The 21845-nt window shown below is 41.7% G+C and carries 18 protein-coding genes; 8 read left to right on the forward strand and 10 right to left on the reverse strand.

The genetic code is table 11. The annotated features are described in order from the left end of the window. Positions 1 to 46 precede the first annotated feature (46 nt). The gene (locus tag FTU12_RS03500) at positions 47 to 1243 is read right to left on the reverse strand and encodes a cupin-like domain-containing protein (RefSeq protein WP_180113758.1); all 1197 of its coding nucleotides are present in this window, start codon (positions 1241 to 1243) and stop codon (positions 47 to 49) included. A 152-nt stretch (positions 1244 to 1395) separates the two neighbouring features. Between FTU12_RS03500 and FTU12_RS03505 the strand changes: the two genes are divergently transcribed. Further along, positions 1396 to 1791 (forward strand): hypothetical protein, encoded by a 396-nt coding sequence (locus FTU12_RS03505; RefSeq protein WP_180074202.1) that lies wholly within the window; start codon positions 1396 to 1398, stop codon positions 1789 to 1791. A 70-nt stretch (positions 1792 to 1861) separates the two neighbouring features. Next, a complete protein-coding gene (locus FTU12_RS03510; RefSeq protein ID WP_180109064.1) occupies positions 1862 to 3451 on the forward strand; it encodes a PT dipeptide repeat lipoprotein in 1590 nt (529 codons plus the stop codon). A 92-nt stretch (positions 3452 to 3543) separates the two neighbouring features. Here the strand turns inward: FTU12_RS03510 and FTU12_RS03515 are convergent, their stop codons facing one another. The 9 genes from FTU12_RS03515 to rplU form a co-directional block, all read right to left on the reverse strand. After that, positions 3544 to 3984, reverse strand: a complete 441-nt coding sequence (locus tag FTU12_RS03515) for a hypothetical protein (protein ID WP_257227073.1) — start codon at positions 3982 to 3984, stop codon at positions 3544 to 3546. A 229-nt stretch (positions 3985 to 4213) separates the two neighbouring features. Next, a complete protein-coding gene (locus FTU12_RS03520) occupies positions 4214 to 4693 on the reverse strand; it encodes a tRNA (cytidine(34)-2'-O)-methyltransferase (RefSeq protein WP_111885295.1) in 480 nt (159 codons plus the stop codon). Positions 4694 to 4952: 259 nt separating this feature from the next. Further along, positions 4953 to 6353 carry a siroheme synthase CysG gene (gene cysG / locus FTU12_RS03525; protein WP_180034463.1) on the reverse strand — a complete coding sequence of 467 codons (1401 nt, stop codon included), beginning with the start codon at positions 6351 to 6353 and terminating at the stop codon, positions 4953 to 4955. A 73-nt stretch (positions 6354 to 6426) separates the two neighbouring features. Beyond that, entirely contained in the window at positions 6427 to 7698 is a 1272-nt protein-coding gene (serS, locus tag FTU12_RS03530; protein WP_180113759.1) for a serine--tRNA ligase, read from the reverse strand. A gap of 117 nt (positions 7699 to 7815) precedes the next feature. Then, complete coding sequence (locus FTU12_RS03535; RefSeq protein WP_180113760.1) at positions 7816 to 8592, reverse strand: RsiV family protein; 777 nt, start codon at positions 8590 to 8592, stop codon at positions 7816 to 7818. 175 nt (positions 8593 to 8767) lie between these two features. Then, complete coding sequence (gene lolA / locus FTU12_RS03540) at positions 8768 to 9463, reverse strand: outer membrane lipoprotein chaperone LolA (protein WP_111885313.1); 696 nt, start codon at positions 9461 to 9463, stop codon at positions 8768 to 8770. 232 nt (positions 9464 to 9695) lie between these two features. Continuing rightward, complete coding sequence (locus FTU12_RS16405; protein WP_257227279.1) at positions 9696 to 10850, reverse strand: YadA-like family protein; 1155 nt, start codon at positions 10848 to 10850, stop codon at positions 9696 to 9698. Positions 10851 to 11030: 180 nt separating this feature from the next. Beyond that, positions 11031 to 11285, reverse strand: a complete 255-nt coding sequence (gene rpmA / locus FTU12_RS03550) for a 50S ribosomal protein L27 (protein ID WP_067764378.1) — start codon at positions 11283 to 11285, stop codon at positions 11031 to 11033. Positions 11286 to 11304: 19 nt separating this feature from the next. Next, positions 11305 to 11616, reverse strand: coding sequence for a 50S ribosomal protein L21 (rplU, locus tag FTU12_RS03555; RefSeq protein WP_078191390.1), 312 nt, complete (start codon positions 11614 to 11616; stop codon positions 11305 to 11307). Between the two features lie 459 nt (positions 11617 to 12075). On the opposite strand from rplU, the gene sdsA reads away from it, so the two are divergent. From sdsA to adeK, 6 genes are all read left to right on the forward strand, one after another. Beyond that, a complete protein-coding gene (sdsA, locus tag FTU12_RS03560) occupies positions 12076 to 13053 on the forward strand; it encodes an All-trans-nonaprenyl-diphosphate synthase (protein ID WP_078191391.1) in 978 nt (325 codons plus the stop codon). A 31-nt stretch (positions 13054 to 13084) separates the two neighbouring features. Continuing rightward, on the forward strand, positions 13085 to 15136 hold the full coding sequence (locus FTU12_RS03565; RefSeq protein ID WP_078192207.1) for a site-specific recombinase: 2052 nt from the start codon (positions 13085 to 13087) through the stop codon (positions 15134 to 15136). A 152-nt stretch (positions 15137 to 15288) separates the two neighbouring features. Continuing rightward, positions 15289 to 15885 carry a phosphatase PAP2 family protein gene (locus tag FTU12_RS03570; protein ID WP_180023210.1) on the forward strand — a complete coding sequence of 199 codons (597 nt, stop codon included), beginning with the start codon at positions 15289 to 15291 and terminating at the stop codon, positions 15883 to 15885. A gap of 42 nt (positions 15886 to 15927) precedes the next feature. Continuing rightward, on the forward strand, positions 15928 to 17193 hold the full coding sequence (locus tag FTU12_RS03575) for an efflux RND transporter periplasmic adaptor subunit (protein ID WP_180113761.1): 1266 nt from the start codon (positions 15928 to 15930) through the stop codon (positions 17191 to 17193). A gap of 12 nt (positions 17194 to 17205) precedes the next feature. Continuing rightward, positions 17206 to 20385, forward strand: a complete 3180-nt coding sequence (locus FTU12_RS03580; RefSeq protein WP_180109768.1) for an efflux RND transporter permease subunit — start codon at positions 17206 to 17208, stop codon at positions 20383 to 20385. Next, positions 20385 to 21839 (forward strand): multidrug efflux RND transporter AdeIJK outer membrane channel subunit AdeK, encoded by a 1455-nt coding sequence (gene adeK, locus FTU12_RS03585; RefSeq protein ID WP_180021981.1) that lies wholly within the window; start codon positions 20385 to 20387, stop codon positions 21837 to 21839. The genes FTU12_RS03580 and adeK overlap by 1 nt, the downstream gene beginning before the upstream one ends. Positions 21840 to 21845: the final 6 nt, after the last annotated feature.

A 21845-nucleotide genomic window follows, 5' to 3' on the forward strand; every position in this document is an offset into this window, starting at 1 on the left:
ACTGCATAAGTGAAATTTTCGCATTGTTTAATCTACTTCACAATTTTTATCTGATGAGATCTTGAGGATATTCAGTAAAAAAATGATTATTTACATTAAAATGCGTAAAAGAAACACTGATCGAGATATCTAAACTTTCAACACTATGCCACCAACCAATTGGGATAAATAAGGTTTCCCCTGGTTGCAAAATGCACTCGAACGGTGTCACATTTTCTAACAGTGGATAGGCTACTAGATCAGCCTTTGCGACGTCTGAAACCTGACTGAATACCCAATGATCGTTATACATATACGGCATTTGCCATGCAGGAATCAAAGTCACTTTTTTACGTCCATAGATTTGTGCCAACATATTATTGGTTAAGTCATAATGCAGTGGTGTAAATGTGCCTGCAGGGCCAAACCATAAAAAATGTCGATCTTTGATCTCTTTTTGACAATAAGCTTTGGCGAAGTCACCTAGATCTTCACTAATCTTTTGCATGAACTGCTTATTTTGAGCGGCGTTATTCGCAGTTAAATAAATGTCATTGCTGTGCTTAGTGGCTTTAATTTGTGCGACAAAATCTTGCATCAAAATAATACGTTTCAATTGTACCAATTTTTTTTCAAAATCTTGATGCTGCTCACGATGCATCTGGACTTCAACCAACTCATTTTCAAAATGCTGTGCAAAATAATCAGGACTCCATTTATGCAATGCAGGCCAATGTTGTATCCCACCTTTTAAAATGACTGGTCGCATCTGGCTATAATACCGCTCTATAAATGTTTCAAAATCAGGTGTTTCTATGCAATCGATTGTGGATGGAATATGGTCGTTCAATTGATTCAATTGACCCATCACCTGTAATAGCCAACGCTGTTTATTCTGCTGTTGCTGTAGTTGCTTCAGTTTTTTAAAAATTACGTTATTGTTTACACGCTTTAGAAACTGAATGATCAAATGATTTGAAATATTTTTTTGCTTAATTTTTTCTAAAATTTCATCTGTCTCTAAGCCCTCAAGACTGTATTCCAAAAGTTCATTTTGCAGCTGTTCTGAAAGTTGGTCTGCATCAGAAAATAAGTATTGATCCGCCCTTGGGCTTAATCCATGTGATTGTAAAATTAGACTTATTTTCTGTACATCGCAACCATTTTCAATATTTTCATTCAACCAATTTTGCCATTCCGTCGGTAAGGACTGATACCAATTTTTACTTTGCTTTAGATGTTCACTCTGGCTTTCTACATTCATTTTCACCACTCCACCCTCTTTACAAGTGAAGTATAAATGATCTATTTTAAAAATGCTAAATTTTCGCATTTTATAATTATTTAAACACCGCGAATGTTATGAATCCGTCAGATATCACGCGGAATGACATAACAAAGTAAAGGAGAAAGTTCATGAAAATTCGTCATTTAGTCATCGTTAGCAGTCTGTCTTTAGCTTCAATATCAGTATATGCAGGTTTTGCCGATACCATGCGTGATTTAAGAAATACACTGAATCAATTTAATGAAACATCCAAAGAAGTATCGAATACCGCAAAAGAATGGACAGGCAGTCAGGCCACGACTAATTCAAATTATGCTGCAAATGGTTTCAGTATGGGACAGCAACTTAGACCTAAAATTAATAATCTACCGCTTTATCAAACTGCCGATAAATCGAGCCAAGTCATTAATAAACTGTCAAAAAATGCAGATATTATTTTTGCGGGAAACATGACTAAAACAGGTTTGATAGAAGTCACTACAGAACATGGCAATGGCTGGATTGAATCACACCTTGTTCAATAAATCTTGATTTTAAATGTTTATACAACCGCATCAGCCGTACATAACAACTTTACTCTATTGAGCACTAGTCATGAATAATAATCACAAAATCAGCATTATCGCTGCTGTATTTACGACATTGGTGGGCTGTGGTGGATCAAGCTCCAATGATGATGGCGCGACACCTACACCTACACCTACACCTACACCTACACCTACACCTACACCTACACCTACACCAACGCCAACGCCAACGCCAACGCCAACGCCAACGCCAACGCCAACAACTGTAGCGGATAAATTCACAGGAGAATGGATTCAAGGGAATTCTGCCCTCGGTAACAATAATTGCGATTTACCACAAATTTCAATTCATAAAACCAGTGAAAACTCAGTCAGTGCAGTGAACGAAGAACTAAAATATGCGGTACACAATAGTTCAAGTAAAACTTGCAGCGGTGAATTTGTTTCCAAACGCTATCAATTACTTCATGACATGGTTATAAGTGAAATACAGCCGGCTGCAACACTAAATAACTTTGAATATCATTCGATTAAGTTTCAACCAGTCAGAGGTGGCGCGACGAGCAACCGCGTTTTAACTTTTTTAAATAATCATTCTTTCTGTGTAATTAACGCGACGATTTCAAATCCAAGCTATATCATCATGCAACGAGGTCTAATTACCGACCCACTCAAGGACAGCCGCTGCTATACAAAAAATTCCAATGAATTCTTCACCAATTTAAAACCGAAAACCAAAATCACAACTGCAGATTTTAAGTCTGAGAATTTTATTAATACCACCGACACAGTAAACTTCTTGGCTCAGCTCAATACAATGGGACAAAGCGGTTATAAGTTAATTGGCTATGATACTAAAACCCTGGACAATGGTAATGTTAATAACTACATGAAACTTGCCAATGAAAATACGCGTTTCAATCATATTGTTGCAGACCGTACAGCACCCTCTACCGCTGACATATATTTTACATGGCGTAATCAGTTAAATGAAAAAGGCAAATCAGGTTATCAATACTTGCATAGCGTCAGACCGACCAATGCCCTGAATTTCAAAGATTATTTCATTAAAAAGGAAAACGATACCGCGACATATACCTACGACAGCGGCTATGTTTCCCCGCTCGTAGACCCAGTGCAATTGGAAACTATGCTCAATACACTGGGTGCCCAAGGCTGCCGTATTATTCAGTTCAAAAGCTATTTCACAGGTTTACGACCTGAAGTTCTGAACGGCAAACAAAATAGTCCTAAAGTTGCAACCTGTATAAATAGCAGCGCACACCATGGCACTTACAGCTATCGCTATAAAACTTACCCAACCGGCAGCAATAGTGTAGAGCGCAGCATAAAATTACAGGAGATGATCGATGAGCAAGCTAAAGACGGTTACCGCTTAGTCAGCCGTGCTTTAGATATGAGTTCAACCACCAAAAACGGCATGCTGTTTATGAAAGACAGTGAAAACACTAATGTCGGTGAGTTTAAAGTCTTTAGTGAAACTGTCTTTGCAACGTCGACATTTAACGACGTCTTGCTGAAACGTCTCCAGCAGCAAGGTCAACTCGGTTGGTTATACACCAGTGGTCAACTACTGTTTGCAAACAATCCAAAACATCTACAAACAGAACTGAGTGACTTTAATTTAATTGATTAATTCATGAGGTATCTCGAGCTTTTCCATGTCCTTTATTTTTTACATCAAGGACATGGATCATTCACATAAATCAAAGCAGTGATAAAAATCACTTATTTTAAGCGGCAATTAAAACCCATCTTGGTATCAACGATATTATTTTCATAACCTAAGCTTTGAATAAATTGGTTGCGGTCTGATATTTGTTTTTGATCCGCTTGACTCAATCTTGCTTTATTTTTTTGTGCCAACCCATAGGTTTCATTCACTAAACCCTGATAGATCCCGCAAACTTCCTGACGCTTGGACTTTTTCAATTGACGACCACCATACCATGAACGTTCAAAATCGTCGGCTTTTAGTGTTTTTCCCCATTCCTCAATACGCTGATTTTGTCTTTGCTGCATTTCCAGCATGCCCTGCTGGATTTCAGCCTTAGTAAAAGGCTTGATCACCTCAACCTTCGGTACAACTGGAATATTTTCTGTAGTTGCAGTGACGGTCACTGCTGTCTGTTCCGTTGTGGTTGATACGGTTGGATTAGCCCAACTCATTGATGAAATGAATCCGGTCGCAAATACGACACCAAAAGCTTTTAAATTTATAGATTTCAAGTTTTAAGTACCCGTTTTATTTCTTCACAGTGTTCTTATACACATTTTTATATTGATGCTGAAGTTTTTAAGCCCTTATTTTACAAAACCTCATTGCTGTAAATGGTTCACTGTGTTCACTCCCAATAAAAAAGCCGCTCGATAGAGCGGCTTTTTGAACAGATCACACTTAGACCAATTCTTTAAAGTCTTGCTGACGCCAAGCTTCATATAAAATCACAGCAGTAGCATTAGACAAGTTTAAACTACGCGAATTTGGTGCCATCGGCAGGCGAATCCAATGTTCTTTCGGGAACATCATACGGACATCTTCTGGCAAACCACGTGTTTCTGGCCCCATCAACAATGCTACAGGGCGATTTAGATTAGAGGTATGCGGTGTTTCAAATCCTTTGGTGGTTAATGGATAAATGGCATCCATCTCAATACCTTGCGCTTTTAAGCCCGCAAGGCATTCTTCAAAGTTTTCCCACACTTTCATGTGCGCCCATTCATGATAATCCAAACCGGCGCGGCGAAGTTTTTTATCATCCAGCTCAAAGCCTAATGGCTTGACCAAATGCAACTGCGCTCCAGTATTGGCACATAAACGAATGATATTCCCTGTATTTGCAGGAATTTCTGGCTCGTATAAAACAACATGGATCACAGTTTTTTTCTCTACTCTTTAGTTAAATAATGGCTTAAAACTCAGGCTATAGTTACAAAGCTAAAGCATAAGTTTAGATGATACTACAAGCGCTTGTTTATCCTCTTTGCTTAGCTTTCGCATTGCAATTGGATAATACCAGAACTTGTTTATCCTCTTTGCTTAGCTTGCGCATTGCAATTGGACAATACCAGAACTTGCTTATCCTCTTTGCTCAGGCATAGCCTTCGCCTTGCGCTCGGGCAACGCGTTGCGTTGCTTATCCTCGCTCATGCCATTGAAGTTGTTCACGCAGACTCACCACATCACCAATAATGGTCAATGTAGGCGCCTGAATTTGGTATTCACTGACTTTAGATGCAATATCTGCCAATGTCCCGACCACGACTTTTTGTTCAGGTGTCGTCCCTTTAGAGACCAATGCGACAGGCATGTCTGGACGCTGCCCATGCGCAATGAGTTTCTCACAAATTTTTTCTAGACCGACCAAGCCCATATACAGCACGAGCGTTTGATTTTGATAAACCAACTCATTCCAAGGTAGCTCCGGTGAACCTTCTTTGAGATGTCCTGTCAAGAAGCGTACACTTTGCGCATAATCACGATGCGTTAAAGGAATCCCTGCATAAGCCGAACATCCAGAGGCAGCAGTAATTCCCGGAACCACTTGGAAGGCAACGCCTGCCGCAAACAGCTCCTGAATTTCTTCACCGCCGCGACCAAAGATGAACGGATCTCCGCCTTTTAAGCGGCAAACGCGTTTTCCTTCACTTGCATATTTCACTAGTAAGGCATTAATGCCTTCCTGTGGCACTGCGTGATTCGATCGAGCTTTACCTACGTAGATTTTTTCGGCATCACGACGGCAGAGGTCCATAATTGGCTGTGAAACCAAACGATCGTAAATCACCACATCTGCTTGCTGCATTAAGCGTAAAGCTTTCAGAGTCAATAGCTCTGGATCACCCGGCCCCGCCCCAACCAAATACACCTCACCTTTCGGCTGTTTCCATTCCAATAAGGCCTGTTCAATCAAACGATTGGCTTCAGTCAAATTGTCATTAAATACCTGCTCTTTGAGCGGGCTTGCATACAAGTCTTCCCAAAAAATACGGCGTTCATCTGGATTGACGATTTTGGCTTTAACGGCTGCGCGCCATTGGCCTGAGAACTCAGCCAGTTTGCCCATGCCATGCGGAATCGAGCTTTCTAACTGGGTGCGTATTTGGCGCGAGAGTACTGGCGATGTGCCATTAGATGCAACGGAGATGACCAGTGGAGAACGGTCAATGATCGCAGGAACCATAAAACGGCAATGCGGCGGATCATCGACACTATTAACCAAGACATTTTCAGCTTCGCAGGCTTCAAAAACCGCCTGATTGACCGCTTTGTCATTGGTTGCTGCAATCACTAAACGAAACTGACGAAGCGCAATGGCATTTTCTTGATAAACCGATTCGTGATAAATCGAGTTGAGATATTGACCTTGGGTTTTATTAACCAAGGTCAATAAATCATCTTCAATTTCGGGTGAGCAAACTGTCAGCTGAGCGCCCGCTTTTGCAAGCAGCACAGCCTTTCTATATGCAATTCGACCACCACCAACAATCAGACAAGGTTGCTGCTGCAACTTCAAAGAGATTGGAAAGATATCCACACACGACCTCAATAGTTTAAATCTGATTGTCTTAAGCAATTTTTGTGCACAAATGTATGCACTTTATCGACTATTAATCGATAAATTCAGCACCGCCCATATATGGACGAAGTACTGCTGGAATTTCAATTGAACCGTCTGCACGTTGATAGTTTTCCATCACGGCAAGTAAAGTACGACCAACTGCCAAACCTGAACCATTCAGCGTGTGTACAAACTCAGTTTTCTTTTGGTCAGCACGGTAACGCGCTTTCATACGGCGTGCTTGGAAGTCACCCATGCATGAGCAAGATGAAATTTCACGGTAGGTATTTTGACTTGGCACCCAAACTTCTAAATCATAAGTTTTGATTGCACCAAAGCCCATGTCTCCGCCACACAGAACGACTTTACGGTATGGTAAGCCTAATGCTTGAAGAATACCTTCGGCATGACCCGTTAATTCTTCCAAAGCATCCATCGAAGTTTCAGGTTTTACAATCTGAACCATTTCTACTTTGTCAAATTGGTGTTGACGGATCAAACCACGTGTATCACGGCCATACGAACCCGCTTCACTGCGGAAACATGGCGTATGCGCTGCATATTTTAATGGCAAACGTTCTGGATCAATGATTTCATCACGCACGAAGTTGGTTACAGGCACTTCTGCAGTCGGGATCAGGTAGTATTCTTTTTCGCCTTGAAGTTTAAATAAGTCTTCTTCAAATTTAGGCAATTGACCTGTACCACGTAAAGAGTCTGCATTAACCAAATACGGTACATAAGCTTCGGTATAGCCATTTTCCAAGGTATGTGTATTTAACATAAATTGGGTAATTGCACGTTGTAAACGCGCCAATGGGCCTTTGAGTACGCTAAAACGAGTACCAGTCAATTTAGTTGCGGTTTCAAATTCTAAACCGCCCATCATTTCACCAAGGTCAGTATGGTCTTTGATCTCAAAATCAAACTGACGTGGTGTACCCCATTTTAAAACTTCAACATTGTCATTTTCGTCTTTACCTTCTGGCACAGACTCATGAGGTAAATTTGGAATCGATAAAGATTTGGCTTCGAGTTCAGCCTGAAGCTCAGAAAGTGCGAGTTCAGCCGCTTTAATTTCATCGCCAATAGCAGACATACGTGCCATGATTTCAGATGCATCACCGCCAGCTTTTTTAATTTGACCAACTTGTTTTGCACCAGCATTACGTTCAGCTTGTAACGACTCAGTTTTAGACTGAATTTCCTTACGGCGAGCTTCAAGGTCTGCCCACTCTGCTACGTTGAGTTGAACACCACGTTTTGCTAAGGCTAAGTTTACAGCCTCAATATTATTTCTGAGTAATTTCGGGTCGATCATAGCCAATCTTAAGTAAAGAAAAAAACTGGCTATAGTGTAAGCTCTTAACACTTAAAAATACAGTGACCGAGCTTACAGGTGCCCCTTATTAGACCAATAATCTTGCCTCAAATTGTCTTATTTGGTGTCGTAATTTGGCAAACTTGGTAAATATTCAGGTTTAAATAGCCCTTTAGCCATAAAATATGGAAGTTTTAGCTCAGGCATGCCCTCTGCATAGCTCGCCAATTCATACAATGGATAAGCAAATACGATCCCGTTCGCGCCATAATAAAAATTATCGCTTAACTGAAGTTTTGAACGTTCAATATCGTGACTATCTAACCACATATAGTTAGCATCAAAAAGTGCGCTAATCACTTTCGCATCTGCACCTTTGACTAAGACATCTTGTAAAGCCAAACGTTTTTTGGCTTTTAAATCAAAATTGACATATTCAACATGCGACATGCCATGAGCAGCATGCGCTGCGTAGGTATAGCTTTCGATCGCAAAAGTTGCGATATGCCCCCACTGACTAATGTATCGAACAGAAGTGGTACTTTGACTTAAACCTGCATCCGTCTTGTCCGATAAATCAATTTTTTGATTCGGCTCAGTTGAAAATGCAATCGGATCTGCCTTTTTAATTCGGTCAGTAAAATATTGATTAATCCAATCAACATTGGTTTCAACCGTTTGAATCGTATACTGGGTACATCCTTCCGCATCGCAAGCTTGTGCTTTCGGCAATTGCATCGCAACTGATTTCGATTGAATAAGTGGAATCGCATCAGCGACGACCGCTTGTTTCTGTTCCGTTGTTGCATCTTCAACAGGTTCGTTTCGAGGATGACAGGCCGTTAATGACCCGATTAAAACCACTGCTGAAACAGCCCAAGCTATATTATTCATATGATTTTTTTCATCCCAAAGTTCCCTAGAGCAACAATCAAAACCACAAGTCACTTCATTTAAGCAACCTGTGAATATCAGCATACTACTAAATTTCACTTAAATTCAGCTTGCGTCCTTTACATTTCTTCATAAAAAAAGCAGACCGATGTCTGCTTTTTTTCGTTCATGACAATTATTGATCAATAATGTCCGTACCTTTTGGAGGTACAAAGTTAAAAGTTGATGCTGGAATAGACGCATTGACCTTCACATTATTGAAACGTACATGGGTTGTTTGACCTAATGAGTCTTGGAGAATCATTAAGGTCGGCGCATTTTTCGCACCAAAACTAATGGTTAAGCTTTGAAACACGCCATCATCACTTTTTGGATATAAGGTGTAATAGGTTTTGGTCTTATTCGGCTGTGTAATACGATAAGACTTCATGATTTGAGCTGTATTACCTGACAATAATAATGCAGGCGTATTCGCAACTTGGTCATCTAAGCTTTGGCGTACCGCTTGTTGTAGGTCTGGGTCATAGATCCAAACCGTTTTACCTGTAGTCGCAATGGTTTGCTTAGATGGGCTGGTTGTTTCCCAATAGAATTTACCCGGACGCTGAACTTTCATGACCCCAGTAAAAGTCTGGTTCATATGCTGAGCACTTAAACCTTTCTTTTGAGTTGCTTTCGGGTTGGTCACTTTTGTAGTTTGCTGAAAGTTAGCAGTAAAACTTTTAATACCCGATAATTGTTTCACCAAATTGGCAGTTGCCTGCTGCTCCGACGCTGCAACTGGTGCCGCGAATACTGTCGTACTCATAACCGGTGCCAGTGTCGCTGCACCTAATGCCATAGCACAGATGGTTTTACGAAGCATTTTCATAGATTCACCTTTTATATTTGCATCAACGCAATTTGTTAGATGGCTCCATCTTAAACCACTTTCATTGACTAAATTTAGAGAAAATAAGAAGTTTTGTATGGTTATTAATGCAAATTGCTGTTTTTTATTCATCATGATGGAGAAATATAAAATAAAAAGGCACTTGATTTGATTCAAATGCCTTTCAAATAGTTAAACAACGATTTAGCAATTTTAATAATCCAATATTGAGTTATTTCCATTGCCAACCGATCGATGCACCAGCGCCAAAGTCACCTTCAGAGTTCCCTGTTGCAGTCAATTTATACACATATTTATTGCTCTCAGTTACTCCACTAAAACCTACTGCATAGCCTTGTGAACCTTCCCAAGTCCCCATACCTACACTGAACATGTTATATCCAGCATCTGTGGGTTGAGGTAAGGAGGCGATTGCAATACTTGAAGCCACTGCTGCATAGGTTCGATCTTCGAGTTTTCGCATGTCTCTATTCAAGGCGTTTACACGACTATCAGTATAGGCGTTTGCCTGGTTAAGAGTTTGTTGCCCAACTTGGTTCACATAAGTTTTTGCTTCATTCAGGATATAGGTGTCAGCAGCATCCATTACTTCTTTAGAGATCCCATTGGTACCATTTGTTCCTTTAAGGCTGGCCAACCATTGAGTAACGCTGCCTTCAAAACCATTACCAACTGCAACGTCATAAGCACTAAAACCTGTTGCACCAGTCATACCTGTATTCCCCATATCGCCTTTTAAGCTAGCGAGCCATTCGGTAATGGTACCGTCAAAACCATTTACTTGCGCAACTTGATAAGCATTATATCCAGTGGCTCCTGTCTCACCTGTTGCTCCAGTATCACCTTTTACACCTTGAATACCTTGCTCGCCCTGTAAACCTTGAAGACCTTGTTCACCTTGTGCTCCAGTATCACCTTTCACACCTTGGATACCTTGCGCTCCAGTATCACCTTTCACACCTTGGATACCTTGCTCGCCCTGTAAACCTTGTGGTCCTTGTGGTCCTTGTGGTCCTTGTGGTCCTTGTGGTCCAGTATGAGGTTTTCCTCCTCCCTCATGCCCATAACCATTGCCATTCCCATGACTTGTGTGTCCTTTTCCGCCCGAATGTTGATGTGAATCATTACAACCACTCGAACAGGTTGAACCACCTAAGGTATGCTCTCCTGAACCGCTAGCCCAAGTGATTGAACCCAATGACAGTAAAATACTCACAGCAAGTAATTTTGGTACTGTTTTAATAGCGATTGAAGTCGCTTCACCAAGTGCTAGTGTCTTTTCTAAAACAATTTTTTGGCTTTTATCAGGACAATTTCGTTTTTGATAGTCAACATTGATAAAAACTGTATTCAATATTTTATTCATGTCCTTATCCTTTTCTTGTATTTGTACCCCTCTATTACGCTCTTTATATTTTGTGATTTAAATAACTATTTATGGTTATTTATTGATATAAACATCATTTTTAACAATCTAAAAAATACCACCTATTTTCTTCAGACGAAAAAAAACCCGCAAAAAATGCGGGTTTTTTTCTATTAAAGCTTACGCTTCAACAGATACGTAGCGACGACCGAATTGGCCTTTCACTTCGAATTTTACAACGCCGTCAGCAGTTGCAAATAAAGTATGGTCACGGCCCATACCTACATTTACACCAGCGTGGAATTCAGTACCACGTTGACGAACGATGATGTTACCAGCAGTCACAGATTGACCGCCGTAGATTTTAACACCCAACATTTTTGGGTTCGAGTCACGACCGTTTTTAGTCGAACCACCGGCTTTTTTAGTTGCCATGTCTACTTACTCCTCGTAATTAGCCTGAAATAGCTGTAATTTTCAACTCAGTGAACCATTGACGGTGACCTTGTTGTTTACGATAGTGTTTACGACGACGCATTTTGATAATGCGGATTTTGTCGTGACGACCATGGCTAACTACTTCAGCAGTTACTTTAGCGCCAGCTACTACTGGTGCACCAATTTGAATGCTGTCACCATTAACAAGCATCAACACGTCATCAAAAGTAACAGTTGAGCCAGTTTCAGCTTTCAATAATTCTACTTTAAGGGTTTCACCCTCAACTACACGGTGTTGTTTACCACCGCTTTGGATTACTGCGTACATTTAAGTACTCCAAACATGCCCGTGTTGTCGTGCCGGTAAAGGGATATACCGATCTTAAAACGATCGTCACTGGGGTTTTGCAAAGGCAAAGATTTTAAGGGATAACCCGAAAAACAACAAGTCATTTCCGTAAAATATTAGATGAGTATGCGTTTATTATATAAACAGCGTCATTAAAACCATTAAAATGAGTGCTCTATTTCACTTATCATGCTTTTGGCAAGGTTTGACATAGATTTTTAGCAACAATTCGCTAATATACTCTGGACTGACATCAACAACATGCTGTTCAAACAACATGCTAAAGATAAAAGTCTGTTAAAAAATAAGTACAATACTTCCGCTTGATGAAAAAAATCACTTAAGATTAAGTCAATTGAGTAAGTTCTTATCTGTTATTCATATAACAAATTGCTACACTACGTCTGTAATTCAAAAATTATTGAGGTTTCTCTTCATATGACCATCGACTTTAAGCAAGATATTCTCGCGCCTGTTGCCACTGACTTTGCTGCGATGGACAAATTTATTAATGAAGGGATCACGTCTAAAGTTGCCTTGGTCATGGCAGTCAGTAAACATGTGGTTGAAGCAGGCGGTAAACGCATGCGTCCAATTATGTGTTTACTTGCAGCAAAAGCTTGTGGTGCGGAAGATCTAGAAAAACACCGTAAACTTGCAGCAATTATAGAAATGCTACATACCGCAACCTTGGTTCATGACGACGTAGTTGATGAATCGGGTTTACGCCGTGGTCGCCCAACCGCAAATGCGACATGGAATAATCAAACTGCCGTACTTGTGGGTGATTTTCTAATTTCTCGTGCTTTTGATTTATTGGTGGATCTAGACAGCAAGGTATTACTCAAAGACTTTTCAACGGGTACCTGTGAAATTGCTGAAGGTGAAGTTTTACAACTTCAATCACAGCACCAACCCGAAACCACAGAACAAACTTATTTAGATATTATTCACGGTAAAACTTCGCGTTTATTTGAGCTCGCTACCGAAGGTGCCGCGATTCTGACTGGTACACCAGAGTACCGTGAACCGCTTAGAAAATTTGCCGGACACTTTGGAAATGCCTTTCAAATTATTGACGATATTTTAGATTACACCTCAGATGCTGAAACATTAGGTAAAAATATTGGTGATGATTTGATGGAAGGTAAACCAACTTTACCTTTAATCTCTGCCTTAAAGAATACCACTGGCGAAGAACATGACATTATTCGCCGCAGTATTGCCACAGGTGGTACGGCAGATTTAGAGCGTGTTATTCAGATTGTACAAAGCTCTGGGGCACTTGATTATTGTAGCCAACGAGCGACTGAAGAAACTGAGGCAGCACTTGCCGCTTTAGCAGCACTACCAGATACTGAATATCGTCAAGCTTTAATCAACCTCGCAAACTTGGCATTACACCGAATTCAATAATTAACAATATTCATCGTAATTCCCCTTGCCTATGCATATAAAACTGAATGATATCTTTTTGACCATGCAGCAACAGCTCGATACCCCTCGGGCTGTGCTGGATGAAAACTTGCTGATCGAATTGGTCAACCGAATTCGACCAGAAGATACAAAAAATACCGACGAAATTAAGAAAAAATTTCAGGCTTTCATCCAAGCTTTACTCATCACGCCAGATGCAGCCTCTACCCTGCAAAGCTTTGTTCTAAAACTCATTAGCCGATATAAACAAACCAGTTTATATGCGGACACAGGTATTTTGTCTCTCGATGGTTTTTGGGGACAACTGTTCCAACGTCTTGGCGCACATTTTCTTCCCCTGATTAATGACGAAACTCAATTACAAGATTTAGTCCGTCGAGTTTTTTATCGTCATAGCGACAAATATTGGCTGGACAGTATTGATGATCAGCAATGGATGCAGCTCTTTCGATTGTTTAACCAAGGTCATAGCAATCAGGAAGAAAAAAAGAAAATTCGCCGTGAGTTAATTAAGGCCATTACCGTTTTGTCTTATCGGGTAAGTGGTATTGGCTTATATCCTGAATTTATTAATGCACAGCCTGAACTGACCGAATATGAATCACCTTTTTTGGTGCAAAACCGTGAAATAAATGATTTTATTCAGCAGTATAAAAAGCTCCATCAAAGTGCTGAAGAAATGAGTGCTGTGCTACCGCCAGATGCTTCTCAAGCGTTGGTAATGCTGGAACAATGTCGTGATGTGGTGCTGAAGATTCGGCGTGCGACCAAACGAATTGGTGTAAGTGTCAGCCTGACTTACTTATTGTCGCTTTTAGAACAGTGTTTAGATCGCTTAGAAATCTTACTCAACCTGATTGTTGAAGAAGATGATGTCCGCTATGTGTCTATGGGTAGTTTACTCAGTGATGTGACGTCAGCGATTTATAGCGAGCGCAGTGTGCGCGATTTGCTCGCCACCAATAGTGAATTGGTTGCCCTACAAGTCACCGAAAACGCAAGTAAAACCGGCGAACACTATGTAAGTACGGACAAACAAGGCTTTATGAGCATGTACCGATCTGCGGCAGGTGCCGGTGTGATCATTGCGTGTATGGCAACTTTAAAAGTACTGATGGCCCGTGTCAGCATGGCACCGCTCATGCAAGCCATTTCATATAGTCTGAACTACTCTTTCGGCTTTATGCTGATTCATGTCTTACATTTTACTGTTGCCACTAAACAGCCTGCGATGACAGCTGCCGCCCTTGCCTCGACGGTTCAGCATCGTAAAGGCTCGAAAATGGCGCAGATTGCCGAGCTTGCCGCGCTGATTATTAATATCATTCGAACCCAGTTTATTGCAATCTTAGGCAACATCAGTATTGCGATTCCTGTTGCAGCATTGATCGCATTAAGTTGGGACATGGCTTTACATGAGCCATTAATGAATCATGCAAAAGCAGCTAAAACCTTACACGACCTCAATCCATTTACCTCACTGGCTGTGCCACATGCTGCGATAGCTGGAGTATGTTTGTTTTTATCAGGTTTGCTTGCTGGGTACTTTGACAACATGGCGATCTATCGCAAAGTTGGACCACGGATTCAAGCACATCCAAAGTTAAAACGCATCATGGGTCAAGAGAGACTGGATAAGCTTGCCGCTTACATTGAGCGAAACTTAGGTGCTTTAGCAGGTAACTTCTTATTCGGGATCATGCTGGGCAGTATGGGCACAATTGGATTTATTTTTGGTTTACCTTTAGATATTCGCCATATCGCCTTCGCCTCGGCCAACTTCATTCAAGGCCTCATCAATATTAATGGTTCACCAGACATTGGCTTAATCATTGTGTCATTCTTAGGGGTTATTCTGATCGGTCTTACCAACTTATTCGTCAGTTTCACGTTAACCATTATTGTGGCACTACGGGCACGTCGCGTAAGATTTGAACAATGGAAACCACTGGCTAAACTGGTGATGACTCATTTTCTAACGCGACCAAGTGATTTTTTCTGGCCACCGAAAACCCCACTTGAAGTTGAAGATGGCACACAAGCCAGTAAGAACAATCATTAGCAGATTTGTGTTTTATTTTAGTAAGATGTGAATGAACGCAAAAAATAAAATCAGTATGATTTACACATACTTGAAATAAAGTGTACTGATGAGTACACTTTAGTCCATTAATTAACCGAGCTCAAACCGGTTAAAATGACAAGGAATAAAATATGCCACGAACGCTACTGTTTGTTGGTTTTTTTGCATTAATTATCAGTGTGTTGTCGCTTTATTCTAGCTATTTAAATCTATTAGATTTAAGTATCGTGGAATGGATGAGTCAGCACCGTATTGCTGTTTTTAATCAAATTGCCATCGGACTTTCCGCGCTAGGGGGCATGCCTTTTGTATTATTTTTCACCACGCTATGGTGTTTACACTTTGCGTGGTATAAAAAATACACAGAGATTGTTTTTATCAGTATAGGGATCTTTGGAAGTATCGGCCTTGCATGGTTGCTTAAATTTACGTTCACCAGACCGCGTCCCCCAGAAATGTACCATCTTGTAGCGTCTTACGGGAGTTCATTCCCAAGTGCACACAGTTGTTATGCTGCATCGCTTGCGTGTTTGATGATCTTGATTTACCGACAACATGCTCAACATCGCTTGATCACCATTTTGGCATTGTTATGGATGCTGTGTATGGGTGTTTCGCGAGTATATGTTGGGGTTCATTTTCCGACAGATGTCTTATCCGGTTGGAGCATAAGTTTTATTTGGATCGCGCTACTTTATTTGAGTTACATCAAAATCAGTAAAGCGTAAACAAATGAATAATTTAGATAAATATCTAATTGAGGTGGAACAATGATGTCTGCAAAGCTTTGGGCTCCCGCCCTGACTGCTTGCGCATTGGCAACAAGTATTGCACTTGTTGGTTGTAGCAAAGATCCTAAAGATGCACAGCAAGCTGCTGCTGCACAGCAAATGCCACCAACTGAAGTCGGTGTCATTGTTGCCCAACCGCAAAGCGTTGAACAATCTGTTGAACTTTCAGGTCGTACATCTGCCTATGAAATTTCAGAAGTACGTCCACAAACCAGTGGTGTAGTACTGAAACGTCTATTTGCAGAAGGCAGTTATGTTCGCGAAGGACAAGCCTTGTACGAGATCGACTCGCGTACAAACCGTGCTTCAGCTGACAGTGCTCGTGCTGCTTTAAGACGTCAACAAGCAAATTTAGGCGTGTTACGTGTTAAAGAAGGTCGCTACCGTCAGCTTGTGGGATCAAATGCGATTTCTAAACAAGAATATGACGATATTGTTGCGCAAGTAAAACTGGCTGAAGCAGACGTTGCTGCATCTCAGGCAGAACTTAAAAATGCAGAAATTAACTTAGGTTACTCAACTGTACGTGCGCCAATTTCAGGTCAAACCAACCGTTCTACAGTCACAGCGGGTGCATTAGTTACTGCATCTCAGGTTGATCCATTAGTCATAATTCAACGTCTTGATCCAATGTACGTTGACATTAACCAATCAAGTGCTGAACTTCTTCGCTTACGTCAACAATTAAGCCAAGGCAACTTAGACAGCAGTAATAACACCAAAGTGAAATTACGTCTTGAAGATGGTAGCGAATACCCAATTGAAGGTCGTCTTGCATTTTCTGATGCAAGTGTGAACCCCGATACAGGTACGGTTACACTTCGCGCTGTGTTCTCTAACCCGAACCATTTATTGCTTCCGGGTATGTTTGCCAATGCTCGCATCGTTCAAGGTGTGATTCCAAATGCTTACCTGATTCCACAAGCTGCCATTACGCGTACCCCTACAGGTCAAGCAATGGCAATGATTGTGAATGCAAAAGGTGCTGTTGAATCTCGCCCTGTAACCACTGTTGGTACACAAGGTTCGAATTGGATCGTGACTCAAGGCTTGAATACTGGCGATAAAGTGATTGTTGACGGTATTGCGAAAGTTAAGCCAGAGCAACAAGTTGTAGCCAAACCGTATCAACCTCAGGCTGCTGCACCTCAAGGTGCTCAACAACCTGCTGCAGCAAAGCCAGATGCTAAAGTTGCAGAACAAGCTGCCCCAAAAACTGAACAAAAAGCTACTTCAAACGCATAAGGAGTAGACTGAATGGCTCAATTCTTTATTCATCGCCCCATTTTTGCGTGGGTGATTGCATTGGTAATTATGCTAGCGGGTGTACTCACGCTATCTAATATGCCAATTGCACAGTATCCGACCATTGCGCCGCCAACGGTTTCAATCTCTGCGACTTACCCAGGTGCGTCTGCAGAAACAGTTGAAAACACCGTAACCCAAATCATTGAACAACAAATGAATGGTTTGGATGGCTTACGTTATATTTCGTCAAACAGTGCGGGTAACGGTCAGGCATCTATTACATTGAACTTTGAACAAGGGATCGATCCAGATATCGCCCAAGTTCAAGTCCAAAACAAACTCCAGTCTGCGACAGCGCTTTTACCTGAAGACGTACAACGTCAAGGTGTAAAAGTCACCAAATCTGGCGCAAGCTTCCTACAAGTTGTAGCATTCCACTCACCGTCGGGTAAGTTGACTGCGGACGACATTAAGGACTATGTAAACTCGAATATTTCTGAACCTCTCAGCCGTGTGGCAGGTGTAGGTGAAGTCCAAGTATTCGGTGGTTCTTATGCGATGCGTATTTGGCTAGATCCAGCCAAAATGGCAAACCTGAAAGTTACACCGAGTGATGTGGCTGCGGCTATCCGTACACAGAATGCTCAGGTTGCTGTTGGTCAGTTAGGTGGTGCGCCTGCAACTGAAGGTCAAGTACTGAACGCGACAGTTACAGCACAAAGTTTGTTGCAAACACCAGAGCAATTTAAAAACATTTTCCTGCGTAACAGTAGTGATGGTGCTCAGGTACGTTTAGGTGATGTTGCACGTGTTGAATTAGGTGCTGACAACTATCAGTTCGACTCTAAGTTCAACAACAAACCTGCTGGTGGTGTAGCGATCAAACTAGCAACTGGTGCAAACGCATTAGATACAGCCGAAGCTGTTGAAGCACGTTTAAAAGAACTACGTCCAAACTACCCTGAAGGTTTAGAAGACACGCTTGCATTTGATACGACTCCATTCATTAAGTTATCGATTGAAAGTGTTGTACATACCCTTGTAGAAGCCGTGATTCTCGTATTCTTTGTGATGTTCTTGTTCTTACAGAACTGGCGCGCAACGATTATTCCGACATTGGCTGTACCTGTAGTGGTATTGGGTACTTTTGCTGTCATTAACATGTTTGGTTTCTCGATCAACACACTCACCATGTTCGCGATGGTACTGGCGATTGGTCTCCTCGTGGATGATGCTATTGTTGTCGTAGAGAACGTTGAACGTGTCATGGTTGAAGATCATCTTGACCCAGTGACTGCAACTGAAATCTCAATGAAACAGATCTCGGGTGCCCTTATCGGTATTACCTCTGTGTTAACCGCTGTATTCGTGCCGATGGCATTCTTCGGTGGTACGACAGGTGTAATTTATCGTCAGTTCTCAATCACGCTGGTAACAGCAATGATTCTGTCATTGATTGTGGCATTGACCTTTACCCCTGCCCTATGTGCGACCATGTTGAAACAACATGATCCAAACAAACCAGAAAGCAACAATATCTTTGCCCGTTTCTTCCGTTGGTTTAACAGCTCTTTTGATAAGGTTGCGCATAAATACCAAGGCGGCGTGAACTTCATGACGCACCACAAGATTTTCTCTGGTGTGATTTATGCAGTTGTAATCGGGTTATTAGTGCTTTTATTCCAAAAGTTACCTTCATCATTCTTACCTGAAGAAGACCAAGGTGTTGTAATGACACTGGTACAGTTACCACCGAATGCCTCACTTGAGCGTACGGATAAAACTGTCACTGCAATGACCGATTACTTCCTGAAAAACGAAGAAAAATATGTCGATTCTGTATTCAGTGTTGCCGGTTTCTCGTTCACAGGTGTAGGTCAAAACGCAGGTCTTGCATTCATCAAGTTAAAAGATTGGGAAGATCGTACATCACCTGAATCTCAAGTGGGTGCGATCATTCAACGTGGTATGGCATTGAACATGATCGTGAAGGATGCTTCATACATCATGCCAATCCAATTACCAGCAATGCCTGAATTGGGTGTAACTGCCGGCTTCAACTTGCAGTTAAAAGCTTCTGCAGGTCAAACCCATCAACAACTTATCGATGCCCGTAATATGGTGCTCGGTATGGCTGCTCAAGATAAACGCCTCATGGGTGTTCGTCCTAACGGTCAAGAAGATACACCACAGTACAAAATCACGATTGACCAAGCTCAAGCTGGTGCAATGGGTGTCAGCATTGCTGAAATCAATACCACAATGGGTATGGCATGGGGTGGTTCTTACATCAATGACTTCGTTGACCGTGGTCGTGTGAAGAAAGTCTATGTACAAGGTGAAGCTGCGGCACGTATGATGCCTGAAGACCTGAGCCAGTGGTATGTCCGTAACAACCAAGGCACAATGGTTCCATTCTCGACCTTCGCTACTGGTGAATGGACTTATGGTTCACCACGTCTTGAACGTTATAACGGTATCGCATCTGTGAACATTCAAGGTTCACCGGGTGTGGGTGTAAGTTCGGGCGACGCGATGAAAGCGATGGAAGAAATTGTACAAAAACTTCCTTCGATGGGCGTTCAAGGCTTTGACTATGAATGGACTGGTTTATCTCTAGAAGAACGTGAGTCTGGCGCACAAGCACCATTCCTATACGCACTTTCATTGTTAATCGTCTTCCTATGTCTTGCTGCCTTGTATGAAAGCTGGTCTATTCCGTTCTCAGTATTACTGGTTGTACCATTAGGTGTATTGGGTGCGTTATTACTGACTTTCCTTGGAATGGTGTTCTTCAAAAATCCAAACTTGGCGAATAACATTTACTTCCAGGTGGCTATTATTGCCGTCATTGGTTTGTCCGCGAAGAATGCGATCTTGATCGTAGAATTTGCCAAAGAACTTCAAGAAAAAGGTGAAGATCTGTTTGACGCAACATTGCATGCCGCTAAAATGCGTCTACGTCCAATTATCATGACCACTTTAGCCTTTGGTTTTGGTGTACTTCCGCTTGCCCTTTCTTCTGGTGCAGGTGCAGGTAGCCAGCACTCTGTAGGTTATGGTGTATTGGGTGGCGTAATCAGTTCTACCCTACTTGGTATCTTCTTTATTCCTGTGTTCTACGTATGGATCCGAAGTATCTTTAAGTACAAACCAAAACAACAAAATAATCAGGAGCATTTATCGTGATGCAAAATGTATGGTCTATTGCAGGTCGTAGCATTGCGGTTTCTTCACTTGCGCTTGCTTTGGCTGCCTGCCAAAGCATGCGTGGTCCAGAGCCGGTTGTTCAGACCAATATCCCCGAAAGCTACACAGCAAGTGCTTCTGGCACTTCTGTGGCTGAACAAGGATATAAAGATTTCTTTGCTGACCAACGTCTGGTACAAGTTCTTGACTTAGCTTTAGCCAATAACCGTGACCTACGTACGGCTGCTTTAAATATTGAACGTGCACAACAACAGTATCAAATCACTGCCAATGGTCAATTACCAACCATTGGTGCAAGTGGTAGCGTACTTCGTCAAGACACGTTGAATACACAAAAGCCTATCACCTCTTATAATGTCGGTTTAGGTGTCACTGCCTATGAACTTGATTTTTGGGGTCGTGTACGTAGCTTAAAAGACAATGCTTTAGACAGTTACCTTGCAACTGCAAGTGCCCGTGATGCAACACAAATTGCGTTGATCGGTCAAGTGGCTCAAGCATGGTTAAACTATGCATACGCTAACTCAAACTTGAAGCTTGCAGATCAAACCTTAAAGGCTCAGCTTGAATCTTACAACCTGAACAAAAAGCGTTTTGATGTCGGTATTGACAGTGAAGTTCCTGTTCGTCAGGCTCAAATTTCTGTAGAAACTGCACGTAATGATGTTGCGAACTACAAAACTCAAATTGCTCAAGCGCAAAATTTATTGAATCTATTAGTGGGTCAACAAGTACCTGCGAACTTGCTGCCTAACCAACGTGTCAATCGAATTACTTCGACCAATACCATTGGTTCAGGTATTCCAAGTGACTTGTTGAACAACCGTCCAGATGTCCGTGCAGCTGAATATAAACTGTCTGCTGCCGGTGCGAACATTGGTGCAGCTAAAGCACGTCTGTTCCCTACGATTAGTCTGACAGGTTCAGCGGGTTATGCTTCAACGGACTTAGGTGATCTATTTAAATCAGGCAACTTTGTATGGTCTGCTGGCCCTAGCCTAGATATTCCAATCTTCGACTGGGGTACACGTCAGGCCAATATTAAAGTTTCTGAAACTGACCAGAAAATTGCATTGTCTGATTATGAAAAATCAGTTCAGTCAGCTTTCCGTGAAGTGAATGATGCGCTTGCAGTTCGTCAAAACATTGGTGACCGTATTGCAGCACAGCGCCGTTTAGTTGATGCAACCAATACAACCTACAAACTGTCAAATGCCCGCTTCCGTGCTGGTATTGATAGCTACTTAACTGTACTGGATGCGCAGCGTGCATCTTATGCAGCTGAGCAAGGTTTGTTGTTGCTTGAACAAGCAAATCTCAACAATCAAGTTGAATTGTATAAAACACTTGGTGGTGGTATCAAAGCCAACACTTCTGATGCTGTGCAATACCAACCTTCTACTGCTGAGCGTAAAGCGGCATCAAAACAATAATTTGAT

The organism is Acinetobacter sp. YH12063, assembly GCF_013419715.1.
Lineage (GTDB): Bacteria > Pseudomonadota > Gammaproteobacteria > Pseudomonadales > Moraxellaceae > Acinetobacter > Acinetobacter amyesii.